Origin of the sequence: Enterococcus sp. AZ080, from assembly GCF_051714945.1 — a bacterium.
Classification (GTDB): domain Bacteria; phylum Bacillota; class Bacilli; order Lactobacillales; family Enterococcaceae; genus Enterococcus_B; species Enterococcus_B pernyi.
On record NZ_JBIOSV010000001.1, the window covers coordinates 839,462 to 864,393 of the forward strand.

A 24,932-nucleotide genomic window follows, 5' to 3' on the forward strand; every position below is an offset into this window, starting at 1 on the left:
GGATGGAAAAAGAACGAGTAGATGTATTAGCCGTCAAACAAGGGCTATTTGAAACAAGGGAACAAGCAAAACGTTCCGTGATGGCAGGGTTGATCTATAATGAAAAAAATGAACGTTTTGATAAACCAGGAGAAAAAATCCCCGTTAGTAGTGAATTAAAAGTCAAAGGGAAAAAATTGCCGTATGTTTCTCGTGGTGGGTTGAAACTAGAAAAAGCATTAAAACAATTTGATCTAACAGTCAAAGATAAAGTATTGCTTGATATTGGGGCATCCACGGGAGGGTTTACCGATGCTGCCTTACAAAATGGAGCAAAAATGAGCTATGCCTTAGATGTAGGCTACAATCAGTTAGCATGGAAAATCAGACAAGATCCAAAAGTGGTCGTGATGGAACGTGTTAACTTTCGTTATGCAAAACCTGAAGACTTTGATCAAGGTGTACCAGAAGTCGCTGTCATTGATGTATCATTCATCTCTTTGAAGCTGATGCTACCGCCATTACATGCAATTTTGAAGCCAGAGGGTGAAGTAATTGCATTGATCAAACCACAATTTGAAGCAGGTAGAGAAGCGGTCGGTAAAAATGGCATTGTTCGAGAAGCAACAACCCATCAACAAGTCATCGAACAAATTTTGACGTTTGCCACAGAGCAAGGGTTTGATGTATTAGATCTAAGTTACTCTCCTATTACAGGTGGAGAAGGAAATATTGAATTTTTAGCGCACTTAAAAAAAGTATCAGATAAAGGAACAATCTATGCGAACGTTGATCCAGCTCACATCGTTGAAATGGCTCATGAACAATTCACGCATAAGCGGTAGTCTGGGAATTGACAAAAAAGACTATGAGTTCTTCTTTATTAAGCGCTTAAAATAAGCTATCATTGAAAGAAGAAGGATTGGTGAAGGAGCGGATTGAGCATGAGAAAAAAAGATCGACATCGTTTGATTACTCGATTACTAAATGAACAAGATATACGTAAACAAGAAGAATTTGTTGAAATATTAAAAAATAAAGGGATTTCTGTTACACAAGCAACGATCTCAAGAGATATCAAAGAGCTTAAATTGATCAAAGTTCCCGCAGTTGATGGTGGCTATCGCTATAGTCTGCCTGCTGAAACAAGTGAAGATGTGAGCACAAAGCTAGAAAAACTATTGAAGGACGCATTTGTAGCAGTTGACCAGATGGAAAAATTTGTTATTTTAAAGACTTTGCCGGGCAATGCTTCTGCAGCTGCAAATTTAATCGATAAACGTTACAAAAAAGAATTATTCTCGATTATCAACGATGATGACAATGTGTTGATGATCACACGATTGGAAGAAGATGCTGTTCAATTAAAGAAAGATTTTCTGCATTACCTTTAATCTAAGGAGTGATTGCAATGCTACAAGAAATCAGTATCACCAATTTTGCGATTATTCCTGAATTGCGTTTGTCGTTTCATGAAGGAATGACAGCATTAACAGGAGAAACCGGAGCCGGTAAGTCAATTATTATTGATGCTTTGGGCTTATTAGCAGGTGGTCGCGGATCAAGTGATTATATTCGTCAAGGTGCCGATAAATGTATTCTGGAAGGGTTGTTTGAATGGCCTAAACAAGAAGGTTTTGAAGCTTTGATGGAAGAGTTAGGGATTGAGTCCGATGGTTCAAATCTGATCGTCCGTCGAGATATGTCTTTAGCAGGTAAGAATGTTTGTCGAGTGAATGGACATATCGTGACATTAGCGAATTTGCGACGCGTAGGTAGTTATTTAGTGGATATCCAAGGTCAAAATGAACATCAGGAACTATTACAACCTGAATCACATCTTGTGTTACTTGATCGTTTTGGAGACTCGACATTCCAACAGAAAAAAAGAGCGTACCAAGAAGCCTATCAAGCGTATCGTGAACTTGAAAGAAAAGTACGTAAGATCCAACAAAACGAAAAAAACTATGTCCAACGTATCGATATGTTGAATTTCCAACAAGAAGAAATCGCAGCCGCCCAATTAGAAGTTGGTGAAGAAGAAAAACTTCGAGAAGAGCGCGATAAATTAAGTAATTATCAAAAAATCGTCGATGGTTTAGCTACTGCTTATGGGGCGCTCAGTGAAGGTGAACAAAGTAGCCTTGATGGGGTGGGAAGGGCTGTTTCCGAGATCCAAAGTATTGCCCACCTTGATTCAGAGTATGAAGCAATTTTTGATAATATCCAGAGTGCCTATTATTTATTGCAAGATGCAGTAGGGGACATGAGCAGGCAAATCGATCTGCTTGAACTGGATGAGAATCGTTTGGAAGAAGTGACGCAACGCATGGAAACGATTCGCCAATTGAAGCGTAAATATGGCGATTCAGTTGAAGCTATCTTAGCCTACTATGAAGAAATCACAGAAGAATTGGATTCATCTGATTTTACAGAAGGTCAACTTGATAAAATGAAGAATGAACTGACTCAAAAAGAAGAGTGGGCGTTTCAATGTGCAGAAGAACTCCATCAAGCAAGAAAAGCGATCGCCAGTGACTTAGAACAGTCGATTCTGCGTGAATTAAAGAGTCTTTATATGGAAAACACCGAATTTGAAGTTCGTTTTTCAACGCAAGCAAATGGACGCTTAGATGAGCAAGGTTTTGATATTGTCGAATTTTATATCACGACAAATCCTGGAGAACCATTGAAGCCACTAGTCAAGGTAGCATCAGGTGGGGAATTGTCACGAGTATTACTTGCTCTGAAAACCATTTTTTCTTCGGAACAAGGTGTGACTAGTATCATTTTTGACGAAGTTGATACTGGTGTTAGTGGCAGAGTGGCACAAGCCATTGCGGATAAAATATTGAAAATATCCAAATATTCCCAAGTACTTTGTATCACGCATCTTCCTCAAGTGGCGGCGGTAGCGGATTATCAATATTACATTGTAAAAGAAGTCGTCGGCGGAAGAACACAAACATCCGTCGCCGAATTAGCTGCAGCTGAAAGAGAAAATGAAATCGCACGAATGTTAGCGGGAAGTGAAATCACGCCTTTAACGATCGAACACGCCAAAGAGTTGTTACGTTTGGCGAAAAAATAAATAAAAAATAAAAATCACCCTTTGCCTACATTGGCTAGGGTGATTTTATTTTGCTTTTTAGGGAATAGAGGTAAAAAAACAGTTGAAATCTTTCCCGACAGAAAAAGTAATTAGTTATTTTTATATTGTATTTTATTATATTTTTTTTTTGATTTTGAGAATGAAATTTGTAAATCCAAAAGCTGTCGATAGTCAATCAATAGTTAATTCGCTTACAAAGTCCTATCATTTTTTAATCATAAAAATTTTTTTTAATGACAAAAAGATAAAGTCAGTAGTAATGTTTTCCCAGATTTTGATTATGTTTGAAAAAAAGCACTACACATAAATTAGTTTAAACGTATGATTATTGAAAATAATTCTTTTTTGAACGCTAAGAACAGATACTTGAGGTTAGTAGGAAAAGGATGTCATAAATAGTCTAAAGTATTTCTGTAAATAAACAAGAAATATTATCTCTGTAACTACTACGGATAAAAGATAGGTTTGTAAGAATGTAATAGATTAGTAAATGAATAACACGAATATTCTTAGATCAATAAAAGCTATCATTGATTCGCTTAAAGTATTGTATTAAAAGTATCGTCATATCGTCTATGTAAATGATTCGTTTCCGCTGGTGATTTATTTGTTATAGAAATAGTAAACTCAATGATTATTGTTCGTTGTTTTTGTCCAAATGGTGGTTACGTCGTATTTTTACTCATAGAGAATACCTACAAGAAAGGGAGGAAGGGACAATTCATCTAAAATTTTTTTGTAAATGGGTGATTTAGGAACATCCACTTTTAGAAGTTTCCTAAGAAAAAGGATTGGAACAAAACAAATACATAAAAACGCGAGGAGTGTAAGATATGCCAATAATTGATTTCAGAGAAACAGGTGGAAAGTTCATTAATCGAATGCATGACGCTAATAAGACAAATACTCAAGAAGATTTGAGTAAATTAGCTGTTCGGACAGGAAATGAATCCCTAAATGTGAGAGCAAACCCAATTATTTCTTATCTTTATTATTCGACAGGTATTCTTCAAAATATAACACTACAGCCGATAAATCAAAGGAATGATCGAATTGTAGGAAATGCAAGCACCTCATTTGGAGAAAGAAATCAAGAAAATCCTTCGTTTGATTTAAATACTAGAGCAAATGCAACTCAAAGCTATCGTAATGTATTACAGATCATTCCCCAAGTCAGTATAGATCAAAGAGTTACAGCGCCAAATGAGCTAGCTAATATGACAGGTACGCTTCCTAAACAATTTAATAGTGAGTATGTTTCTAAAAAGAAATTGAAATTTAAACGTAAAGAATCTAGTGAACATAAGGGCAATACATCTCGCAATACAAGTGATGTAATGCAACAATCCCTAAATGAAAGTAGACAGATCAATCCAAGACATCACCGAGCGCTCTCCAAAAAATCCTCCTATTTAATTAAGAAAGTCACAAGTGAGTTACATGATCAGAGAGTAAAAATTCTGAATAGTATTCAAAAAGATGAAATGTTTAAGTCTGAAGTAAGATCATCCAACCAAGAGCAAACCTCCCAAACAAAAGACAATGAGCTAACGAATAATGGGAATACTTCCTGGCAAGAAGAAAAGTTTCACTTGTCACAGGAAGGTGTAGATTCAATTAAGAAAGATACAAGTGAACTACATGATCAGGAAGTAAAAAGTCCGAATACTATTCAAAAAGATGAGACTTCTTTTGTTTATAAAATCCCTAAGTTTGAAGCAAGAACATCCAAGCGAAATCAGGAAACAGACTCTCGTAATCGAACAACCAATATGGAAAATCAGGGAATGACAAAGAAATTTGTACAAGGTTCTCAGCAAGCCTCTTCATCCCAAACAAAAGATAGTCCAAATTCAGATTTTAGATTGCGAGAAGAAAATGAGTCGACAAGCACTGGAATAGCGTCATGGCAAAAAGGAAAGTATCACTTGTCACAGGAAGGTGTAGATACAACTCAGAAATCGACGATTGAACTACAGGATAAGGTAATACAAAGTTTGAAGAGTATTCAAAATGATGACATATCTAAGTTTGAAGCAAGACCATCCAAGCGAAATCAGGGAACAGACTCACGTAATCGGACAATCTATATGGAAAAACAGAGAATGACAAAGGAATTTGTAGAAGGTTTACAGCAAGCCACTTCATCCCAAACAAAAGATAATCCGAATTCAGAGGTCAGTTTTACAACGCATGGAGAAAAAGAAATTGACACAGTTAAACTGCGCAATCTCAATGATAATCCTGTATTTGAAGCAAGAAATGTAAGAGGTGAAAACGAAGAAAGCTTAACACACGGTATAGGAGAAAGTCTAATCAAGTTCGGAGAGCAAGCATATCCTTATCGTTCTAAGGCTGAAATATATTAACAGGCGATTCCTACGCAACTGTCTCAAAATAAATCACAGGATCTGTATAACAGCTTGGCGAATCAAAAAACTATTGATTTAAAAGATACACGGACAGGTGAATATATTTTAAAAATGATAGAATCATCGGATGGACAGAATTTTCCCGCAGAATTGAAGGATTTTTTGAAAGATTTACAGCAAGCTCCTTCATCCCAGACAAAAGACATTCCAATTCCAGAGTTTAGATTGAGAGAAGAACATCATATAGCAAGCAATGGGATCGATTCCTGGCAAAAAGAAAAGTCTCATTTGTCACAGGAAAGTTTAGAACCAAATAAGAAAGAGTCAAGGGAACTATATGATCAGTTGGTACACGGCACGAGCAGCATAAAAAAAGATGAGACTTCTTTTGTTTATGGAATGCCTAAATTTGAAGCCAGATCATCCAAGGGGGATCAGAGAGCAGAATCACTCGATCGGCTAACGAATATAGAGAATCTAGGAATCTTTAAGAAGTTTTCAGATGGGCTAAGCATCGATAAATTTTCGTCAGCCAAAGCAAAAAACGACATTGATAAAAACCTACAAACGTTTATTGAAAAACAAAACGGAAATAAGCCAAGGTTATCTGTGCTTGTAGGGAATGCTAAAGTAAAAAGTCAAAATATAATTAATCAAGAAAAATAGCGTCCAAGAGCAAATCGAAAAGAACCAAGTTTGAGCATATAGTTAATTGAAGACAATAAAAAGATGACTAAAAAATTAGGATAGTAGTACTTTTCTACCACAAACGTTATCAAGGCTAATGGGAAAACAGAATGTTGACTACGGTAAATAATGAATGCCAATTAAATAAATAGAAGGAGTGAAAGGAATGCCAGGAGAAAATCATAACGAGAGAATAGGACGATTCAACAACAGTGTTATAGACAAGCAAGATCCGCATGGGTTAGAGCGTGAGTTAGGGCTCTGAGTAATCAAAGAAGATTTCATCTGAATAGAGGGAAATTTTCTGCTTTCACGGGAGCGGTATACGCAACCAGTGTGTTAAATATGTTAACACCAGTGGTTGCGCATGGCCCTAATCGATTGAATGTACCAAAAGAAAAAAACAACGAAATGAAAAGAACTTCCGAACAATCAATGGATTATCTACGTACCTCCAACATCACAGCTAGTCATACACAGAGCAATAACGTTTCCCCTCACAACATGACAATTGATTTAAAAAATACACTTAATCACTGGGACGTTGAACTTAACAATTTAATGGTTTCAAATAAAAAGGATATTAATAAAAATGTTCATCAGAGACCACGAAGAACACTAAATCAGCGAAGCCAATTTAGAAATCTTACAGCAGAAAATGTTGCAGAACAAATTAAAAATACTTTGAAAGGTTTTGTTGAGGAAATCCAGAAGCCCCCGACGTCGGTTGGAGCAGCAAACCTACCTTTAGAGGAAATCCAGAAGCCCCCGACAGCGGTTGGACAAGTAAATCTACCATTTGGGGAAGCCCAGAAGCCTCAAACAGCGATTGAACCAGTTAAAAAAACGTTTGAGGAAATGTTACACGCCTAGCACAGCACTTGAACGATTGGATCACCCTCCCAAGATAAACGAGGCATTTTGGGATAAAGTAACTAAAGTCTTTACTGATTTTTTCAGGCAATATGAAATACCTACTGATAGAGGTGGTGGGCAAGGAGCAAAGGATCAATCCATGTTGTCCTATGTTTCAAATTTGATGTCTTTTGCATTACCTGATCTCCAATTATTTACTATTAACCTAGGGAAAGCAAATAAAGACAATATATCACCCCAATCGTTTGATCAACCTACTTCCTCTGACCATAGTTTGGGACAAGAAAATTTTGCAACTCAAATTTTGGATGCAACAAAAACACTAATCAATGTGTTTACGAATCATGATTTATCCAAAAGCTTATCGAAGGATATAGCAAGTTACAAAAACCTCAGGGATGAGCAAAATTCAGGGCTTACGCAAGAAGCGAAGATTTCAAGCCAATCCAATCAACGCCAATTTGATTTCTCAGCCTGGAATGAGCAATTTTAAAAATACTGAGGTAATTCTTCATCCTCAGGCTACTGATACCCCGGTTCCAAGTAAGAAAGAATTGGAACAGGAGTACTTAAAAGAAGAAGACGGATGATAAAGGAATGGGATGAGCCAGATAGAGTGAAGAATCAAAGAGAAATGTCCGCAGATCGCGAAAATTCACATCTGGCAAACAGTGTGGAAAGAATGACGACTAATAAAGAAGTGGGGATCGATCCGAATAATTTCGATCCGAGATTAGAAAAAAACTTTAATAAATTTAAAGAAGCTATGAAAGGAACACAGAAAAATTCTCGGCAGAATTTGGCTTTAAATAATCGACATTCGAATCCATTACCCAATACTTTGATGAACCAACAATCTACTCAAACAGCAACAGGTAAAAAAGTGTCAACCTTAGAGAATAGTGGGGCTCAATATCAGAAAAAGCAAAAAGAAGGAAGTAATCAAGTAAGATTCGAACAAGTGGGTCATTCAACACGGTCGGGGGCTGGAGTTCGAATTGAAAACAAGAAAAGTTTTTCGATGCTAACAAGTGATGCGAGAGTAAAAGCCAACATAAAAATATATCGAATCAAGTAAGACAGCAACCAAGAACAAACAAAAAAGAGGTTAGTTTAAGTATGTAGTAACCAATGTGACAGGCTCTTGATGATAATAATTAATAACAGGAAATGGAGGTTACGCCAAATTTGGCGCAACCTCCATTATTTTTACATGACACTGATTACAGCAGTTAGAACGACTGAACCGATTGTCAAAATCAACATTGTCCAAATCACTAATTTTGTGACTTTCGCAAAAGTGCTTGTTTGTTTTTTTTCTCGCATCGTGATTACCTCGATTTATTATTGTTAAGTTGATTTTACATGCTTTTCATTGATTCTACAAGAGGGCATCTCTATAAAAACTTACCTTTTTTCAAATAATAAGTGGTCAGAAGTGAAATGATCACGGTCAATAGTATCAACCAAAGAAAAGCATCATCCCTTTCGGCAATTGGTAGTTTAATATTCATACCGTAAATACTTCCAATGATTGTTGGAATCGTTAAGATAATCGTTAAAGAAGTTAAAATTTTCATAATATTATTTAAGTTGTTTGAAATGATGGCAGAGAATGTTTGGTTCATCTGTTCGACAAGCTTTAAGCGGATACGAGCGGTGGTCTTTGCTTGTTCTGTTTCGATAATCACGTCTCTGAGGTGATTCATCATCGCGTGATTATTTTTTACCGATTGGTTCTCGGCTAGTTGTTGTAACGCTTCAAGATTCGAGGCAGTCGCTTCTTTGAAATAAACCAAGCTTTTTTGGATATCCATGATTTGATACAATTGCTTATTTTCAGTTGAGACTTTTAGTTGTGTCTCCAACAGATCACATTGGGCAAGTAAGGTAGAAAGATAAGTGTTATAGGACTGAGTGATCTGCCAAAGTAACTGCATAAAAATATTTAGAGTGGTCGAAAGATCGTTTCTTTGAAACGTTTGATGAAAGACTTTTTTCAAAAAAAGTGGTTCGTGATTCGTAATTGTGATAAGCTTCTTTTTGGGCGTGAGAATAATCGAAAACGGATAAGTATCTACTTGGAAATATCCGCTAGGACTTGTTTTTGGAAAAGGGTATTGTAATAATACCAATGCTGGTTTTGTCAGCTTTTCTTGATTAAATTCTTCTACCCTGGAGTTTTCTGCATCGTCTAAGACAGACGTGAGGTAATCTTTAGGTATTTGGAACTGTTTGATCAATTGATTGATTTCTTCTTCTGTGGGTCGCTCGACACAATACCAAATGGTTTCAGCCGTTTCTTCCATTGAATCAACCAATTTCTGGTCTTCAAGTGTAAAATACTTTATCATTGGGAACCTCCTCAATACTTCTTTCTTCTATTATAACCAATTCTTGAAAAGAACACATTGAAAGAGACTACCCACTGATCATCAATCTTGATTTGTCAAACAACGGCTGCAACAACATAATAAAACAGTATAAATTTAAACTAAATGAAATCGTTGTGTAAACTAAATTACGTATACTGAACGCAACGATAAAAAAGGAGATTTGTCGAATGGGTAGTTTTTCACCACTTGTATTGTTTTGGTACATCTTTCCGGCAATCGTGATTTTTGGTTGTCAATTTCTAGTAAAAATATTTGCATTGACTCGGCGTTTCAAAGTCAAAGCACCTGATTTAGCCGTTCCTTTTTTGTGGGGAGGCATCCATGCATTGTCTCGTAATACCGATACGTCTTCATTTTTGCCCTTTTTATTGATCACTATCCTTTTAATGGCAATCTGTATCGCGTTATTCCAAGCTTATTATTATGACGAACTTGTGTATTCACGTTATTTCAAAATGACTTGGCGTCTTACTTTTTTGGTAACCTTAGTCATGTATATCGTTTTGATCGTCCTAAACATTCTTTCGTTTCTCTAGTATGGCGCAATCAGGCTGTTAAAAGACTTTAAAAAATCTTTTATCAGCTTGATTGTTAAAATTTTTTTTACTAATCAAAAAGTTATTCTCAGATTTCCCATAAAAGGTGGTAGAAAGTGGGGGATTGTGGTAGACTGATTTTAGTTAGTGGAGGATTGGGGGTAGTTTCGATGTTAATGGGCGAATTTCGGCATAATATTGATGCAAAAGGTCGCTTGATCGTGCCTTCAAAACTGCGTGAAGAATTAGGCGAACAATTCGTGTTGACTCGTGGATTAGATGGTTGTCTTTTTGGCTATCCGATGAGCGAATGGAACGAATTAGAGTCGAAACTCAATGATATGCCTCTAGCAAAGAAAGACGCTAGAACCTTTGTCCGTTTTTTCTACTCAGCAGCTACAGAATGTGAGTTGGACAAGCAAGGACGTATCAATATCCCTAATACATTAAGAAACTACGCAACTATAACGAAAGAGTGTGTCATTGTTGGAGTGTCAAACCGGATCGAAATTTGGGATGAAGCCAAATGGCAAGAATTTTCAGAAGCTGCGGAAGAAAACTTTAATGAAATCGCTGAAAATATGATTGATTTCGGATTATAAGAAATAGGAAGAGGCTGACCAATGACTGAAACATTTCAACACTATACAGTCATGTTAAAAGAAACGGTAGATGGACTTGCAATCAAACCGAACGGAATTTATGTGGACTGTACACTCGGCGGGGCCGGACATAGCGAATACTTATTAAGCCAATTGAATACAGAGGGTCATCTTTATGCATTTGATCAAGATCAGATCGCAATCGATCACGCAAAAATCCGTTTGGCTGAGTATGTCGAAAAAGGTATGGTCACTTTTATCAAAGCAAATTTCCGTGAGCTTGAAGAGCGCTTGACTGAATACGTACCTAAGGTCGATGGGATACTTTACGACTTAGGCGTATCTTCGCCACAGTTAGACGAAGCAGAACGTGGATTCAGTTATCATCAAGATGCGCCTTTGGATATGCGAATGGATCAATCGGCACCTTTGTCAGCATATCATGTGATCAACGAATATCCTTATAACGAATTAGTAAAGATCTTCTTTCGTTATGGAGAAGAAAAATTTTCAAAACAAATTGCCAGAGAAATTGAACGGGTGAGAAAAGATCATCCGATTGAAACAACCGGGGAATTAGTAGAAATCATCAAACAGGTGATTCCTGCCCCAGCAAGACGAAAAGGCGGTCATCCTGCAAAACGCATTTTTCAAGCTGTGCGAATTGCAGTCAATGATGAGCTAGGTGCGGAGCAAGCCTCCTTAGAGCAAGCAATCCGCTTATTGAAGGTCGGTGGCCGGCTCAGTGTGATCACTTTCCACTCATTAGAAGATCGGATCGTCAAAAACATGTTCAAAGAATATAGTACGATCAAAGATTTACCACCAGGGTTGCCGGTCGTACCTGATGAGTTCCAACCTGAATTAAAAGTGATAACGAGAAAACCGATGTTACCATCTGAAGAAGAAGTGGCAGAAAACAATCGTTCTCGTAGTGCAAAATTGCGTATCGCTGAAAAAATACGAGAGAAAGAGGAGTAGAAGAATGGCAGAACTAAAGAAAGTCCAACAATATCCATATGATTTACAAGAAATTGAACTACCAGAGCAACCTCTGCCAGATTCACCCTCAGAGAAAGAAATCGTTCTTCCTCAATCTCCAGCAAAACGTTTGAAGCAAATCTCTATTTTCGAAAAGCTTGCCGTAGTGTGTATTGCTTTTTCTGTCATCGCACTTTGCGTATTAACAGTGATGTTACGAACTAATATTAGTGGTATGGAAAAGCAAATCGGGGCGCTACAGGTTGAATATAATGAAAAAAATCAAGAAAAAATCAGTTTGGAGCAAGAGAAAAGTGAACTTTCTCGTACCGAGCGTGTTAAAAAAATCGCAGAAGAAAAAGGGTTGTCAATCAATGACGACAATTTAAGGAAAGTGAAGTAAATGAGTCTTAAAAATAAATTCCGGCGGTTTATGGAAAAGAAAAATCTAAATCCGATGAACAATCGCAAAAAAGTAGGTATCATTTTATTTGCTACGAGTATTGGATTGTTCTTTTTATTTGCCGTTCGTTTTGCATACATCGTGATCGGTGGACATGTGGCTGGTACATCATTAGAAGAAAAAACGAACCAGCTTTATCAAGGTAGTGAAGAGGTCAAGGCAAAACGAGGCACGATCTTTGACCGTAATGGGGTGGCACTAGCAGAAGATGCCACGTCTTACTCGATCAAAGCAATTCTTTCCGAAACATACACGACTGGAAACAAAAAATTATATGCACAAGAAAAAGATTTCGATACACTTGCGGATATTATCAGCAAAAACCTTTCAATGGAAAAAAGTAAAGCCTTGAAGGTGCTACGCGATGGAGCCGAGCAAAATCTCTACCAAGTAGAATTTGGGAATTATGGACGTAATATCACCCAAGAGACGAAACAAAACATCGAAGCAGAGATGAAAGCGGCTGATGTTAATGGGCTTTATTTCGATAATCATCCTGCACGTATGTATCCTAGTGGGATATTTTCTTCCCATTTTATTGGCTATGCGGTACCGGATGAAGAAGAAAATGGTCTGGTTGGCCGACTTGGGATCGAATCTGCTTATAATGATATTTTGAGTGGACAAAACGGAAAGATCTATTATCAAAAAGATAATTTCCAAAATCCATTACCAGGTACTGTAGCAGAAGAAGAAAAGGCAACAGACGGTAAAGATGTGTATACGACTCTTGATAGTCGTCTGCAGAGTTACTTAGAAACATTGATGGATCAAGTCAATGAAGAATATCAACCTGAAGAATTGACTGCGATATTGATGGAAGCTAAAACTGGCGAGATCACTGCGATGAGCCAACGCCCGACGTTCAATCCTGAGACGATGGAAGGGTTGACTGGTGAAGATGCTGTGTGGCGTAACATCCTTGTACAAGATTCTTATGAACCAGGTTCAACAATGAAAATCTTCACGACAGCAGCAGCAATCGAAGAAGGTAAATTCGATGAAAATGAGTCTTTTTTATCTGGACAGATCAAAGTAGCTGATGCCACGATCAATGACCATGACTTTGGTAAAAAAGGAATGCTGACCATGCGTCAAGCTCTTTCATGGTCTAGTAACGTGGGTATGGTAATGCTGGAACAGCGTTTAGGTGGCAAGTGGTTTAACTATTTGCAAAAACTAGGATTTGGGCAAAGTACTCACTCTGGTTTAGATGATGAAGTTGCGGGTGCTTTACCAACTGCTAATATCGTTGACCAAGCGATGAGTGCGTATGGTCAAGCGATTGGTGTCACGAATTTCCAAATGATGAAAGCTTTCAGTGCGATCGCCAACAACGGCACTATGATCCAACCACGTTACATTAGTAAGATCGTTGATCCAAATACTGGAGAAGAAGTCTCTACTGAAACGGAAGTGTTAGGACAGCCATTTTCGAAAGAAACGACAGAAAAAGTTCGTGAGTATATGCGAGATGTCATAGAAGATGAAAATTACGGTAGTGCTTACGGAGTATATAATGTTCCGGGATACAATATTGCAGCTAAAACAGGAACAGCCCAGATTGCTTCTGATACAGGAGGATATCTAACAGGTGATACCGCGTATCTGTATTCGATCGTCGAAATGGTACCAGCTGAGGATCCCGAATATGTCCTTTATCTGACAATGAAACATCCTAAGACATATGACCGCACGGCTTTAGCAAAAATTGCGAACCCCTTACTGAAACGAGCAATGGATTTCAAAGAAGCTGAAACAGCTACGCCAGAAGAGAAAAAGACGGAAAATATCACTGTTTCTGACTATCGTAATTTAAATCCTGATATTGCCGCTGCTGATGCACAAAAGAGCGGTTTGCAACCAGTAGTCATTGGCGATGGAAATAAGGTAGAAGCGCAATCCACAGCAAATGGGGATGAGCTGATATCGGGAGAAAAATTGATTCTATATAGTGGTGGTACTGCATTGATGCCTGATGTGACAGGTTGGTCAAAGGCGGATATCATGAAATTAGGAAAAATACTTGGTGTCGAAGTGACATTCCACGGTGATGGTTACTGTACAGAACAAAGCCTCGCACCTTATGAAAAAATATCTGACGAAACATTAAGTTTCCATCTAAAAGAATAATAGGAGAGAAGAGAGCATGGATTTGACACAAACATTAATTCCCATTGCGAGTAGTTGTGCAATGACGATTGCAACAATGCCGTTATTTATTGGTTATTTTCAAATGAAAAAACAAGGCCAAGCCATTCGTGAGGAAGGACCTAAATGGCATAATGTAAAAGCCGGAACTCCAACGATGGGGGGATTGGTGTTTTTAGTCAGTGCGCTCTTGACTGGTATCTGGGTAGGCGCTTGGCAACAACAGTTAACGCCTACTCTTTTCATCCTACTTTTTGTACTTGCCCTATATGGAGCAATTGGTTTTTTGGATGATTTCATCAAAATCTTCAAGAAAAGAAATATGGGATTGAACTCAAAGCAAAAATTGATTGGCCAAATTGTTGGGGGAATCATCTTTTATCTCGTTTATCGTGGTGAAGGATACCCTGGAACACTGAATTTTTTTGGAATTGCTCTTCCATTAAGTTGGTTGTACGGATTATTCGCGATTTTCTGGTTAGTTGGCTTTTCCAATGCTGTTAACTTAACAGATGGTATTGATGGCTTAGTAGCTGGATTAGGAAGTATTTCTTTTCTGACCTACGCAGTTATCGCTTGGCACCAACAGCAGTATGATGTCTTAATTATCTGCTTGAGTGTTTTAGGTGGTTTACTAGGATTTTTCGTCTATAATCGCAAGCCTGCCAAAATATTCATGGGGGATGTCGGTTCCTTAGCATTAGGAGGATTGTTAGCAGCAATCTCGATCATGCTCAATCAGGAATGGACATTACTATTGATCGGTCTGATGTATGTCATCGAAACAGCTAGCGTGATGTTACAAGTATCTTCTTTCAAGTTGACTGGTAAAAGAATCTTTAAAATGTCACCGATCCATCATCATTTCGAGATGAGTGGTTGGTCTGAATGGAAGATAGATACTGTCTTTTGGATAACAAGTGTAATTACTTCATTGATCACATTGTGGATCGTATGGTAGGAGATGACGAGAATGAAAAAAATAACAACTTATGAAAATAAAAAAGTCCTTGTATTAGGATTAGCAAAAAGTGGATTTAGTGCGGCCAAGTTATTACATGAACTGGGCGCACTTGTCACCGTTAATGACGGAAAACCGTTTGATGAAAATCCTGAAGCCCAAGAATTGCTTTCTTTAGGGATCAAAGTAGTGACTGGTAGTCACCCAATTGAATTATTAGATGAAAAATTTTTAATGCTGGTCAAAAATCCAGGTATTCCTTATACACATCCATTAGTTGCAAAAGCTCAAGAAATGGGTATTCCGGTAATTACGGAAGTTGAACTGGCTTACGAAGTAGCGGAATGCCCAATTATCGGCATAACAGGCACCAACGGAAAAACGACGACAACAACAATGACTGGGTTATTGTTGAATGCGGGGAAATCAGCAGGTATCACTCGTTTAGCTGGTAACATTGGCTTTCCTGCAAGTAGTGTGGCACAAGAAGCTAATCCGGAAGACAAGATTGTTATGGAACTTTCAAGTTTTCAATTGATGGGAATTACTGATCTTCGTCCCCATATTGCAGTGATCACGAATATCTATGAAGCACACATCGACTATCATGGCTCTCGTCCAGCCTATGTCAAAGCTAAATGGCATTTGCAAAAAAACATGACGTCAGAGGATTATCTTGTACTGAATTGGAATCAGAAAGAATTACAGGAACTAAGTAAAAAAACAAAAGCGAAAGTGTTACCTTTTGCGACAGATCAAGTCTTAGCGACAGGTGCTTATTCTTTTGAGGGAGTTATTTATTACGACAAAGAAAAAGTCATGGAGATCTCAGAAATAGGTGTTCCAGGGGCGCACAATGTTGAAAATGCATTAGCAGCTATTACTGTTGCAAAACAATATAATGTCTCAAATGAAGAAATAAAAGAAACATTGAGTCATTTTCATGGCGTACCACATCGTACACAATATGTTGGTGAGGTGCAAGGACGTAAATTTTACAATGATTCGAAAGCCACAAATATCTTAGCAACCAAGATGGCATTAAGCGGATTTCAACCAGAAAAATTAATTTTAATCGCCGGTGGACTTGATCGGGGCAATAGCTTTGATGAACTCATTCCATCACTTGAAGGAGTGAAGGGATTGATCACTTTTGGTGAAACTAAAGAGAAATTGAAGGATGCTGGTGAAAAAGCGGGCATACCAACGGTCTGCACAGCAGAGTCTGTGGAAGCTGCGGTTCCTGTAGCTTTAGAAAATAGCGAACCAGGAGATGTGGTTTTATTATCACCAGCCAATGCAAGTTGGGATCAATATCCTAATTTTGAGATCCGTGGTGATCGCTTTATGGAAGCCGTTAGAAAATTAAAAATAGAAAAGTAGAAACGAGCGATAAAAACTATGAAAATTTTGGTAACAGGTGGAGGAACCGGTGGACATATCTATCCCGCGCTAGCCTTCGTCAATTATGTGAAAACACAAGAGCCGAACGCCGAGTTTATGTATGTAGGTGCAAAACGTGGTTTGGAAAACAAAATCGTTCCAACCACCGGGATTCCTTTTCATACCTTAGAGATCCAAGGATTTCAGCGAAAGTTTTCACTAGCTAATGTCAAAACGATCCAATTATTCTTAAAAAGTATCCATCAAGCGAAAAAAATACTAAAAGAATTTCAACCAGATATCGTGATCGGAACCGGTGGTTATGTTTCTGGGGCAGTTGTGTATGCTTCTGCTAAGTTAGGGATTCCGACAATCATCCATGAACAAAATAGTGTACCGGGGATGACAAATAAATTTTTGAGTCGTTATGTGGATCGAATCGCGCTTTCTTTTAAAGATGCAGCAACCTTTTTCCCAGAGGACAAATCAGTTTTGATCGGTAACCCGCGAGCACAAGAAGTTGCAGATACGATGAAAACAGATATTCTAAAAAAATTTGATCTCGATCCTAAGAAGAAAACAGTCTTGATTTTTGGAGGAAGCCAAGGGGCATTAAAAATCAATCAAGCTGTTACTTCTTATTTGGATACATTTGAAGCGACGGATTATCAGATCCTTTATGCATCAGGAGAACGTTATTATCAAAGTATTAAGGAAAAGTTAGGAGAAACAAAAGCAAATATCAGTATTCAACCTTACATCAATGAAATGGCAGCGGTGATGGCGGCAAGTGATCTATTGGTCGGACGAGCAGGGGCGACCTCCATTGCTGAGTTGACCGCACTCGGGTTACCTGCGATCCTTATCCCAAGTCCTTATGTGACAAACGATCATCAGACAAAAAACGCGATGAGTCTCGTTCGAGTTGGGGCGGCTAAGATGATTGCGGATGGAGAGTTGGATGGTGATTCATTGGGTGCCACGATAAATGAGATCATGACAGATGAAACACTACAACAAAATATGTCAACTGCCTCTAAAACATTAGGTATCCCGGATGCGTCTGAGCGTTTGTATCAACTAGCAAAATCGTTAATCATAGAATAAGGTGGTGGTCATAGATGAGTAAGAAAAAAGAAACAAAAAAAACGCCTGAGAAGTCAAACGATGAAAACTCGCTGACGCCTTGGCAAATGGCCAACCGAAAATACTTAGAAGAACATAAAGAACACACAGATCATCAGACAGGAACAAGTGAAAAAAGCGAGCATAAAGAAGAACAAAAAGAACCTACACCTCCTAAAAAAGAAGAACTACTTGTTGAAGAAGATGATTTATTAGACTATGAAGAAATCGAACATAAGAAAGACGGGGGACCGTATAATGGTTCGTTTATTGATCGCTTGCCTAATTTAAAAAATTATCGAAACAAAGTTTTATACAAAAGGCTGAGTTTAATCATTTCCATTCTTTTGATTCCTTTGTTATTTTTGATTTATTATGTTTCCCCGTTGAGCAAATTAGAGGGCGTTTCTGTTTCCGGAAATGAAGTTGTTTCGAAAGAAGAAATATTGAAGGATACGCAATTAGCATTGAAGCAGCATATTTGGGGACAGTATTGGCAGCGCCAAAGTTGCATCGATCATTTGAAAAAAGAGCAGCCTCGAATAAAATCTGCTACGATCGGTTTTAGTAGTGTCAATACATTTGATCTGTCTGTCACTGAATATAAAGAGATTGCTTTGATTTTAACGGACGGAAAATATAGCCCTGTGATCGAAGATGGAACAGTGTTGGATGAAATAGTTGAAAGTCCAACAAAAAATCTGCCGATCCTAGAAGGATTTACTGACTCAACAAAAATCAAAGATTTAGCAAAAGAATATAATAAATTATCTCCAGAGTTACAAAAAGCCATTTCGGAAATCAAATATACGCCTCGTAATACGAATCAAAATTTGATCCAGCTGAATATGAACGATGGGAACCAAGTGATCGTCAATATTACTAACTTAGCAACGCAAATGAATTTTTATGCGCAAGTAGCTAGCGAAATGGAAGAAAATGGTGTGATCGACATGGAAGTAGGGATTTTTTCTTACCCTTACTCAAATAATAGCGAAGAAGCGCAAGAAGATGGATCAGAAGAAAGTACAGAGGCAAGTGCGCAAAGTGCGGATCAAACTTCTACTTCAGAAACGGGCGTTGATGAGCCTCAAATAAGTGAGAATCAAGGCGAAATGAATCCAACAAATGAAAATACGACCCCATCTTCGTCAAGTTTAGATGAAAATTAAGAAAACCACTGTAAAATGTGATAATCTACTTTCTAAAAACTGGTAATTTATGGTAAAATTGGAAACAGTGAATATATCTATTAAGTATATTTTTAAAACGGACGTTATTGGTTCGCATGTATATGGAATAGTTAAGTAGGAGGGAATCCCATTCATGGCAAAAACAGGAATGTACGTAGGCCTTGATATTGGAACGACATCTGTCAAAGTTGTCGTGGCTGAATATATCGACAGCCAAATGAATATTATTGGAGTAGGGAACGCAAAATCAGAAGGGATTAACCGAGGCATCATCGTTGATATCGATAAAACAGTACAAGCGATACAGCGAGCAGTGCGTCAGGCAGAAGAAAAAGCCGGCATTCAAATCAAAAGTGTAAGCGTGGGTCTACCAGCAAACATGCTTGAAGTAGAAAACTGCCAAGGGATGATTGCAGTAAACGGAGATTCAAAAGAAATCACCGATGAAGATGTCCGCAATGTGGCTTCAGCTGCACTGGTTCGTTCAATACCTCCTGAACGTCAAATCGTGTCAATTTTACCACAGGACTTTACGGTAGATGGATTCGAAGGCATCAAAGATCCTCGTGGGATGATCGGTGTCAGATTAGAAATGTATGGTCTATTATTTACTGGACCAAAAACAATCATTCATAACATTCGTAAATGTGTTGAAAATGCGGGATTGATCGTCAATGAATTAGTGATCACACCTTTAGCGTTGACTGAATCAATTCTTTCGGATGGAGAAAAAGATTTTGGTACAATCGTTATCGATATGGGTGGCGGACAAACAACAACAGCTGTCATGCATGACAAACAGTTGAAATTCACGAGCCTAGATCAAGAAGGTGGCGAATTTGTCACAAAAGATATCTCCATTGTTTTAAATACTTCCTTCAACAATGCAGAAGCATTAAAAATAAATTACGGGGATGCATATCCAGAACGTACCTCAGAGCAAGAAGAATTTCCGGTAGATGTGATCGGCCAAACAGAACCTGTTCGAGTCGATGAACATTACCTATCAGAAGTAATCTCTGCTCGAATGGAACAAATCTTCAATAAAGCAAAAGAAGCGTTAGATCAAATCGAAGCGTTAGAGCTGCCTGGCGGTATCGTCTTAACTGGTGGGGCAGCAAGCCTTCCAGGTGTCGTTGATTTGGCACAGGAAATATTTGGCGTAAATGTGAAGCTTTATGTACCAAATCAAATGGGTCTAAGAAATCCAGTATTTACAAACGTGATCAGTATCGTTGATTACTCTGCGAATTTAAGTGAAGTATACCAATTAGCTAAAATCGCTGTTATGGGGGAATCAGCACCTGTTCATTATACAACCAATGAGCCGGAAGCTCACACATCTTATGAACAATACGATGTGGCAGAAGAAACAACGTATAACGAAGAACCAGAAGAAAAAAATTCTGGCGAAAACGTAACAAGTAAAATCAAAGGATTTTTTACCAATATATTTGATTAATCATCGTGGGAGGAAAAAAACATGGAATTCTCAATTGATAATAACATCAATGACGGCGCAGTCATCAAAGTAATCGGCGTCGGTGGCGGAGGCGGAAACGCTGTAAACCGTATGATTGAAGAAAACGTTAAAGGTGTTGAATTTATCACTGCCAACACAGACGTCCAAGCATTAAAAAATTCAAAAGCTGAAACAGTGATCCAATTAGGACCTAAATACACACGTGGTTTAGGTGCAGGTTCACAACCAGAAGTTGGCCAAAAAGCAGCTGAAGAGAGTGAACAATCTCTACGTGAAGCATTAGAAGGCGCAGACATGATCTTCATCACTGCTGGTATGGGTGGTGGAACTGGTACTGGTGCTGCACCGATCGTTGCTGGAATTGCTAGAGAATTGGGTGCATTGACAGTAGGTGTTGTCACTCGTCCATTTACATTTGAAGGACCAAAACGTGGCCGTTTTGCTGCGGAAGGTATCGCACGTTTGAAAGAAAACGTAGATACATTATTGATCATCTCAAACAACCGACTTCTTGAAGTCGTTGATAAAAAGACACCAATGCTTGAAGCATTCCGCGAGGCAGATAATGTCTTACGCCAAGGTGTGCAAGGTATCTCTGATCTAATCACTGCACCAGGTTACGTAAACTTGGATTTTGCTGATGTGAAAACAGTGATGGCAAACCAAGGTACTGCTTTGATGGGTATCGGAGTAGCAAGCGGTGAAGAACGCGTGATCGAAGCAACGAAGAAAGCAATCTCTTCTCCATTATTAGAAACATCGATCGATGGGGCAGAACAAGTCCTATTGAACATCACTGGTGGCTTGGATATGACGTTATTCGAAGCACAAGATGCTTCAGATATCGTAGCAAATGCAGCAACTGGCGATGTAAATATCATCTTAGGGACATCGATCAATGAAGAAATGGGCGATGAAATCCGTGTAACGGTCATTGCTACAGGTATTGATGAAACAAAAAAGGAACGGAAGTCTAGTCGTCCAGCTAGACAAACGTCAACTCAAACGCAATCTTCTGCTCAAAGCAATCGATTAGACATGGACCAAGCAAAACCAATTACTGCTGAGGATGAAAGCAGTTTTGGTGATTGGGACATCCGCCGCGAACAAAATGTTCGTCCAAAAGTGGATGAGTCTAATTACGAAACTATTGAGAAAAAAGAATTTGATACATTCAATCGTGAAGAAACAAAAACAAAAGGTGACGACGAATTGAATACACCGCCGTTTTTCCGTCGTAAAAAATAAAAGGAGGAAGAGCACATGATTGCTGACAACTTGCAGAATATCAAGCAAGACATTCAGGATTCGTGTGCTCTTGTTCATCGTGACCCGAAAGAAGTGACATTAGTAGCTGTTACAAAATCTGTAGAGTCACTCCAAGCTGAAGAATTAATCAATGCTGGAGTCACACATTGTGCAGAAAATCGTGTCGATAAATTGTTGCAAAAAAAACAAGATTTGCTTAAATATTCTGAAGTGAAGTGGCATTTAATTGGTAATTTACAACGCAGAAAGGTAAAATTGATTGTAAATGAAATTGATTACTTTCATGCGTTAGACAGTTTGAAATTAGCAGAAGAAATCCAAAAAAGATTAGAAAAACAGCTAGCTTGTTTTGTAGAAGTCAATGTGTCTGGTGAAGTATCGAAACACGGTATCTCACCAGCGGAGCTTCTACCTTTCTTAGAATCTTTAGCAGCCTATCCAAATATACAGGTAGTGGGACTTATGACTATGGCACCGAAGGACGCTTCTGCTGAACAAATTCATAAAGTATTTGAAACGCTGAGAGAATTGCGTGATCTTGCCCAATCAAAACAATACACACATGCACCATGTACCGAACTGAGCATGGGGATGAGCCAAGATTTTCAACTTGCAATTGAAGAAGGAGCTACATTTATCCGTGTAGGAACAGCGCTATTCAAAGACGAGGAGGAAGAATAATGTCACTTTTAAACAGGGGAGCAATTGCTAATTTTTTCGGATTAGCGGATGAAGAAGAGTACGAATACGAAGATTATCCTGAACAACAACAGGTTGCCAAGCAACCAACTAAATCAAACACACAGTATCAACAACATTCTCCAGCTGTTTCACAGCCGATTGAAAAAAAACAACGTCCAGCGACGACATCTCGTCCGGTTGGTCTTGAGAATGCGCCGATGAACGAAACAAAAAAAGTCATTGAATTACATCAAACTTCTACAAAAAATACGCAAAAAGACCAACGACAAACGAGACCATCTGTTCAACCTAACACACAGGTAGCAGGAAAAATCACAGTGATGGAACCTCGTGCCTACTCTGAAGCGATGACGATTGCTAAAAGGATCATTGCGGGAGAAGCAACATTAGTCAATTTTCGATTAGTAGAAGAAAAGCAGGCTCGACGTATCGTGGATTTCCTAACAGGGACAGTCTATGCGTTAGACGGCGATATCAAACGAGTAGGTGATGAGATTTTCCTTTGCACACCTGCTGGTCTGGAAATCGATAGTTCAACGGCTCAATCTTTCGCAGATGGCAGTATGTTTGATCTGTAAAGAGGAGGAGTAAACATTTATATTCTTTTTATGTTACTTAATTTAATTTCACGTGCTGCATACTTTTACAGCATGATTCTAGTAGTTTATGCGTTACTATCTTGGTTTCCTGGAGGGTACCAATCTAGTCTTGGACGTATATTAGCAAAGATTTGTGAACCATATATCAGCCTATTTGATCGTTTGCCGTTAAGATTTGGACCAATTGATTTTACGATCTTAGCATCGATTTTGATTTTGAATCTTGCCGTACAAGGATTGCAGCATATCGTTTTATGGATGATTACGTTCGCTATTTAGCCTAGAATAAAGAGGGAGATAGGAGGGGATCAAGTGGATGCGAATGTATATCAACATTTCCGAGTAGATGAACGTTCTTTTATCGACTCTGTCGGAGATTGGATTGAACAGGTCCAGAGTCAGTATGCACCATATCTGACAGAATTTCTTGATCCGAGACAGTGCTACATCTTAGAGACCCTGATACGTCAAAATAGTGACTTGCGTTTTCAGTTATATGGTGGGTATGAGCAAGCGGAACGGAAAAGATGCTTGATTTTCCCAGACTATTATGAGCCTGTTGATGAAGATTTTGAAATGTCATTATATGAAGTCCATTATCCCAGTAAATTTGCCAGTTTAAGCCATGGGAAGATCCTAGGTACATTAGTTGGTACAGGGATAAAACGTTCATATTTTGGTGATATTATTTCAGATGATGAACGATGGCAAGTTTTCATTGCAAATGAAGTCGACCACTTTGTCGTTAATCAAGTGACTAAGATCGGAAAAGTAGCTGTACGCTTAGAGGAAATCAAGTATACAGATATGGTCTTGCCAAAAGATAGCTGGATGCAAGAAAGAGGAACGGTCACTTCACTTAGACTGGACACTGTGATATCGGAAATCTATAATATATCCAGACAACGTTCGAAGCAACTGATCGAAGCAGGTAAAGTAAAAGTCAATTGGACAGAAAATACAAAACCGGACTTTCTACTTGAGTTATTGGACATTGTTTCGATCAGAGGGTATGGTAGAATACAGATCCAAGACCTTGAGGGGAAAACGAAAAAAGACAAGTGCAGGGTGTTGTTTGGTGTATTACGTAAATAAAACAAGAAGGTGGTTTACTCATGGCTTTAACTCCATTAGATATTCAAAATAAAACATTCCCAACAAAAATGCGGGGATACAATCAAGACGAAGTAGATGATTTCTTAGATTTAGTCGTTCGTGATTACGAAGAAGTAACACAAAGAAATCGTGAATTAGAAAAAGCAGTAAAGCATTCGGAAGAAAAACTTGAGTACTTCAATGAATTGAAAGATGCGTTGAATCAATCGATCATTGTGGCACAAGATACAGCTGACAAAGTAAAAACAAGTGCAAGCAAAGAATCAGAAGTGATTGTTACTTCTGCACAAAACAAAGCGGACGAAATGGTCGCAAATGCTGAAAAACGTGCGCACCAATTAACTACAGATGCTGAAGAAAAAGCACGTCGTATCTTGACAGATGCGACTGAAAAAGCAAGACAATTAGCGACAGAAACAGAGGACTTGAAGAAGAAAACTCGTGTATTCCATCAACGAATCAGCTTGATGTTGGAATCTCAACTTGAACAAGTAAAAAGTCCAGAATGGGATGAGATCCTACAACCATTTTCTAGTTATGTAACAGATAGCCATGAAGTAATCAAAGAAGTTTTGGCAAAACAGCTTGACAATGAAAATGAAAGTGATGTACACTCTGAAACAGGAGTATACGAGTCTCCAGTGACTGCTTTTGATACGCAAGCAATCGATCTTTCGATCATTCCTGGAGAATACGAAGAAGAGTAGAACAGAAAAGCATTTTGACATTCTTAAAGCGAGCCAATGACAGTGTGAGATTGGTAAGACCCTGCAAAGTGAAAGATCCTCTACTTGATTTATTTCTGAACACTAGTAAGAAATAGCGGTTGACCTCGTTATCGGTCTTTGAGAGTTACGATCGTAACTAAATTTGGGTGGTACCACGGCATGTTCGTCCCTAGGATGAGCATGCTTTTTTGCGTTCTGTAAACTATAGTTAAGGAGTG

The 24,932-nt window shown here is 38.3% G+C and carries 26 protein-coding genes; 24 read left to right on the forward strand and 2 right to left on the reverse strand.

The annotated features are described in order from the left end of the window. The first annotated feature begins 2 nt into the window (after positions 1-2). The 8 genes from IGK01_RS03930 (at position 3) to IGK01_RS03965 (ending at position 8,104) form a co-directional block, all read left to right on the forward strand. Entirely contained in the window at positions 3-824 is an 822-nt protein-coding gene (locus tag IGK01_RS03930) for a TlyA family RNA methyltransferase (protein ID WP_010735996.1), read from the forward strand. A 99-nt stretch (positions 825-923) separates the two neighbouring features. Then, positions 924-1,373, forward strand: coding sequence for an arginine repressor (locus tag IGK01_RS03935; protein WP_010735995.1), 450 nt, complete (start codon positions 924-926; stop codon positions 1,371-1,373). Positions 1,374-1,390: 17 nt separating this feature from the next. Beyond that, positions 1,391-3,070 (forward strand): DNA repair protein RecN, encoded by a 1,680-nt coding sequence (gene recN / locus IGK01_RS03940; protein WP_224434594.1) that lies wholly within the window; start codon positions 1,391-1,393, stop codon positions 3,068-3,070. Positions 3,071-3,924: 854 nt separating this feature from the next. Next, the gene (locus IGK01_RS03945) at positions 3,925-5,460 is read left to right on the forward strand and encodes a hypothetical protein (protein WP_224434595.1); all 1,536 of its coding nucleotides are present in this window, start codon (positions 3,925-3,927) and stop codon (positions 5,458-5,460) included. 54 nt (positions 5,461-5,514) lie between these two features. After that, positions 5,515-6,129: a hypothetical protein gene (locus IGK01_RS03950; protein WP_010735992.1), complete on the forward strand. Its 615-nt coding sequence runs from the start codon at positions 5,515-5,517 to the stop codon at positions 6,127-6,129. Between the two features lie 366 nt (positions 6,130-6,495). Further along, positions 6,496-7,023 (forward strand): hypothetical protein, encoded by a 528-nt coding sequence (locus tag IGK01_RS03955; protein ID WP_224434596.1) that lies wholly within the window; start codon positions 6,496-6,498, stop codon positions 7,021-7,023. Next, complete coding sequence (locus tag IGK01_RS03960) at positions 6,980-7,519, forward strand: hypothetical protein (RefSeq protein ID WP_438722477.1); 540 nt, start codon at positions 6,980-6,982, stop codon at positions 7,517-7,519. The genes IGK01_RS03955 and IGK01_RS03960 overlap by 44 nt, the downstream gene beginning before the upstream one ends. Before the next feature lie 93 nt (positions 7,520-7,612). Then, entirely contained in the window at positions 7,613-8,104 is a 492-nt protein-coding gene (locus IGK01_RS03965) for a hypothetical protein (protein WP_010735990.1), read from the forward strand. 131 nt (positions 8,105-8,235) lie between these two features. Here the strand turns inward: IGK01_RS03965 and IGK01_RS03970 are convergent, their stop codons facing one another. Together IGK01_RS03970 and IGK01_RS03975 are read right to left on the reverse strand one after the other, a co-directional pair. Beyond that, positions 8,236-8,352: a DUF4044 domain-containing protein gene (locus IGK01_RS03970; protein WP_010735989.1), complete on the reverse strand. Its 117-nt coding sequence runs from the start codon at positions 8,350-8,352 to the stop codon at positions 8,236-8,238. A 71-nt stretch (positions 8,353-8,423) separates the two neighbouring features. Next, positions 8,424-9,380 carry a magnesium transporter CorA family protein gene (locus IGK01_RS03975; RefSeq protein WP_010735988.1) on the reverse strand — a complete coding sequence of 319 codons (957 nt, stop codon included), beginning with the start codon at positions 9,378-9,380 and terminating at the stop codon, positions 8,424-8,426. Between the two features lie 209 nt (positions 9,381-9,589). On the opposite strand from IGK01_RS03975, the gene IGK01_RS03980 reads away from it, so the two are divergent. The 16 genes from IGK01_RS03980 to IGK01_RS04055 all read left to right on the forward strand — a co-directional run bounded on the left by IGK01_RS03980 (position 9,590) and on the right by IGK01_RS04055 (position 24,693). Beyond that, on the forward strand, positions 9,590-9,958 hold the full coding sequence (locus IGK01_RS03980; RefSeq protein WP_010735987.1) for a DUF3397 domain-containing protein: 369 nt from the start codon (positions 9,590-9,592) through the stop codon (positions 9,956-9,958). A 170-nt stretch (positions 9,959-10,128) separates the two neighbouring features. Next, positions 10,129-10,560 (forward strand): division/cell wall cluster transcriptional repressor MraZ, encoded by a 432-nt coding sequence (gene mraZ / locus IGK01_RS03985; protein ID WP_034691698.1) that lies wholly within the window; start codon positions 10,129-10,131, stop codon positions 10,558-10,560. A gap of 21 nt (positions 10,561-10,581) precedes the next feature. Continuing rightward, positions 10,582-11,541, forward strand: a complete 960-nt coding sequence (gene rsmH, locus IGK01_RS03990; protein ID WP_010735985.1) for a 16S rRNA (cytosine(1402)-N(4))-methyltransferase RsmH — start codon at positions 10,582-10,584, stop codon at positions 11,539-11,541. A 4-nt stretch (positions 11,542-11,545) separates the two neighbouring features. Further along, positions 11,546-11,944, forward strand: coding sequence for a cell division protein FtsL (gene ftsL / locus IGK01_RS03995; RefSeq protein WP_010735984.1), 399 nt, complete (start codon positions 11,546-11,548; stop codon positions 11,942-11,944). Continuing rightward, positions 11,945-14,137 (forward strand): penicillin-binding transpeptidase domain-containing protein, encoded by a 2,193-nt coding sequence (locus tag IGK01_RS04000; protein WP_062805506.1) that lies wholly within the window; start codon positions 11,945-11,947, stop codon positions 14,135-14,137. A 16-nt stretch (positions 14,138-14,153) separates the two neighbouring features. After that, positions 14,154-15,116, forward strand: coding sequence for a phospho-N-acetylmuramoyl-pentapeptide-transferase (gene mraY, locus IGK01_RS04005; RefSeq protein ID WP_010735982.1), 963 nt, complete (start codon positions 14,154-14,156; stop codon positions 15,114-15,116). A 12-nt stretch (positions 15,117-15,128) separates the two neighbouring features. Continuing rightward, positions 15,129-16,499 (forward strand): UDP-N-acetylmuramoyl-L-alanine--D-glutamate ligase, encoded by a 1,371-nt coding sequence (murD, locus tag IGK01_RS04010; RefSeq protein ID WP_023519352.1) that lies wholly within the window; start codon positions 15,129-15,131, stop codon positions 16,497-16,499. An 18-nt stretch (positions 16,500-16,517) separates the two neighbouring features. After that, entirely contained in the window at positions 16,518-17,606 is a 1,089-nt protein-coding gene (gene murG / locus IGK01_RS04015; RefSeq protein WP_062805503.1) for an undecaprenyldiphospho-muramoylpentapeptide beta-N-acetylglucosaminyltransferase, read from the forward strand. Positions 17,607-17,620: 14 nt separating this feature from the next. Beyond that, positions 17,621-18,796, forward strand: a complete 1,176-nt coding sequence (locus IGK01_RS04020) for a cell division protein FtsQ/DivIB (RefSeq protein ID WP_438840505.1) — start codon at positions 17,621-17,623, stop codon at positions 18,794-18,796. A gap of 154 nt (positions 18,797-18,950) precedes the next feature. Beyond that, positions 18,951-20,279, forward strand: a complete 1,329-nt coding sequence (ftsA, locus tag IGK01_RS04025) for a cell division protein FtsA (protein WP_019723318.1) — start codon at positions 18,951-18,953, stop codon at positions 20,277-20,279. 21 nt (positions 20,280-20,300) lie between these two features. Next, a complete protein-coding gene (gene ftsZ, locus IGK01_RS04030; RefSeq protein WP_010735977.1) occupies positions 20,301-21,548 on the forward strand; it encodes a cell division protein FtsZ in 1,248 nt (415 codons plus the stop codon). Positions 21,549-21,563: 15 nt separating this feature from the next. Continuing rightward, a complete protein-coding gene (locus tag IGK01_RS04035; RefSeq protein ID WP_010735976.1) occupies positions 21,564-22,250 on the forward strand; it encodes a YggS family pyridoxal phosphate-dependent enzyme in 687 nt (228 codons plus the stop codon). After that, entirely contained in the window at positions 22,250-22,849 is a 600-nt protein-coding gene (locus IGK01_RS04040; RefSeq protein ID WP_023519355.1) for a cell division protein SepF, read from the forward strand. Before IGK01_RS04035 ends, IGK01_RS04040 begins: the two co-directional genes overlap by 1 nt. 30 nt (positions 22,850-22,879) lie before the next feature. After that, positions 22,880-23,149 carry a YggT family protein gene (locus IGK01_RS04045; RefSeq protein WP_010735974.1) on the forward strand — a complete coding sequence of 90 codons (270 nt, stop codon included), beginning with the start codon at positions 22,880-22,882 and terminating at the stop codon, positions 23,147-23,149. A 33-nt stretch (positions 23,150-23,182) separates the two neighbouring features. Continuing rightward, positions 23,183-23,965 carry an RNA-binding protein gene (locus tag IGK01_RS04050; protein WP_034689841.1) on the forward strand — a complete coding sequence of 261 codons (783 nt, stop codon included), beginning with the start codon at positions 23,183-23,185 and terminating at the stop codon, positions 23,963-23,965. A gap of 20 nt (positions 23,966-23,985) precedes the next feature. Further along, positions 23,986-24,693 carry a DivIVA domain-containing protein gene (locus tag IGK01_RS04055; protein WP_010735972.1) on the forward strand — a complete coding sequence of 236 codons (708 nt, stop codon included), beginning with the start codon at positions 23,986-23,988 and terminating at the stop codon, positions 24,691-24,693. Positions 24,694-24,932 lie beyond the last annotated feature (239 nt).

What these genes read in the sequence shown, in the direction of transcription:
- IGK01_RS03930 (WP_010735996.1), top strand. Translation starts at nt 3, where the DNA reads ATGGAAAAAGAACGAGTAGATGTATTAGCCGTCAAACAAGGGCTATTT.
- IGK01_RS03935 (WP_010735995.1), top strand. Translation starts at nt 924, where the DNA reads ATGAGAAAAAAAGATCGACATCGTTTGATTACTCGATTACTAAATGAA.
- recN (WP_224434594.1), top strand. Translation starts at nt 1,391, where the DNA reads ATGCTACAAGAAATCAGTATCACCAATTTTGCGATTATTCCTGAATTG.
- IGK01_RS03945 (WP_224434595.1), top strand. Translation starts at nt 3,925, where the DNA reads ATGCCAATAATTGATTTCAGAGAAACAGGTGGAAAGTTCATTAATCGA.
- IGK01_RS03955 (WP_224434596.1), top strand. Translation starts at nt 6,496, where the DNA reads ATGTTAACACCAGTGGTTGCGCATGGCCCTAATCGATTGAATGTACCA.
- IGK01_RS03965 (WP_010735990.1), top strand. Translation starts at nt 7,613, where the DNA reads ATGATAAAGGAATGGGATGAGCCAGATAGAGTGAAGAATCAAAGAGAA.
- IGK01_RS03970 (WP_010735989.1), bottom strand. Translation starts at nt 8,352, where the DNA reads ATGCGAGAAAAAAAACAAACAAGCACTTTTGCGAAAGTCACAAAATTA.
- IGK01_RS03975 (WP_010735988.1), bottom strand. Translation starts at nt 9,380, where the DNA reads ATGATAAAGTATTTTACACTTGAAGACCAGAAATTGGTTGATTCAATG.
- IGK01_RS03980 (WP_010735987.1), top strand. Translation starts at nt 9,590, where the DNA reads ATGGGTAGTTTTTCACCACTTGTATTGTTTTGGTACATCTTTCCGGCA.
- mraZ (WP_034691698.1), top strand. Translation starts at nt 10,129, where the DNA reads ATGTTAATGGGCGAATTTCGGCATAATATTGATGCAAAAGGTCGCTTG.
- rsmH (WP_010735985.1), top strand. Translation starts at nt 10,582, where the DNA reads ATGACTGAAACATTTCAACACTATACAGTCATGTTAAAAGAAACGGTA.
- ftsL (WP_010735984.1), top strand. Translation starts at nt 11,546, where the DNA reads ATGGCAGAACTAAAGAAAGTCCAACAATATCCATATGATTTACAAGAA.
- IGK01_RS04000 (WP_062805506.1), top strand. Translation starts at nt 11,945, where the DNA reads ATGAGTCTTAAAAATAAATTCCGGCGGTTTATGGAAAAGAAAAATCTA.
- mraY (WP_010735982.1), top strand. Translation starts at nt 14,154, where the DNA reads ATGGATTTGACACAAACATTAATTCCCATTGCGAGTAGTTGTGCAATG.
- murD (WP_023519352.1), top strand. Translation starts at nt 15,129, where the DNA reads ATGAAAAAAATAACAACTTATGAAAATAAAAAAGTCCTTGTATTAGGA.
- murG (WP_062805503.1), top strand. Translation starts at nt 16,518, where the DNA reads ATGAAAATTTTGGTAACAGGTGGAGGAACCGGTGGACATATCTATCCC.
- IGK01_RS04020 (WP_438840505.1), top strand. Translation starts at nt 17,621, where the DNA reads ATGAGTAAGAAAAAAGAAACAAAAAAAACGCCTGAGAAGTCAAACGAT.
- ftsA (WP_019723318.1), top strand. Translation starts at nt 18,951, where the DNA reads ATGGCAAAAACAGGAATGTACGTAGGCCTTGATATTGGAACGACATCT.
- ftsZ (WP_010735977.1), top strand. Translation starts at nt 20,301, where the DNA reads ATGGAATTCTCAATTGATAATAACATCAATGACGGCGCAGTCATCAAA.
- IGK01_RS04035 (WP_010735976.1), top strand. Translation starts at nt 21,564, where the DNA reads ATGATTGCTGACAACTTGCAGAATATCAAGCAAGACATTCAGGATTCG.
- IGK01_RS04040 (WP_023519355.1), top strand. Translation starts at nt 22,250, where the DNA reads ATGTCACTTTTAAACAGGGGAGCAATTGCTAATTTTTTCGGATTAGCG.
- IGK01_RS04045 (WP_010735974.1), top strand. Translation starts at nt 22,880, where the DNA reads ATGTTACTTAATTTAATTTCACGTGCTGCATACTTTTACAGCATGATT.
- IGK01_RS04055 (WP_010735972.1), top strand. Translation starts at nt 23,986, where the DNA reads ATGGCTTTAACTCCATTAGATATTCAAAATAAAACATTCCCAACAAAA.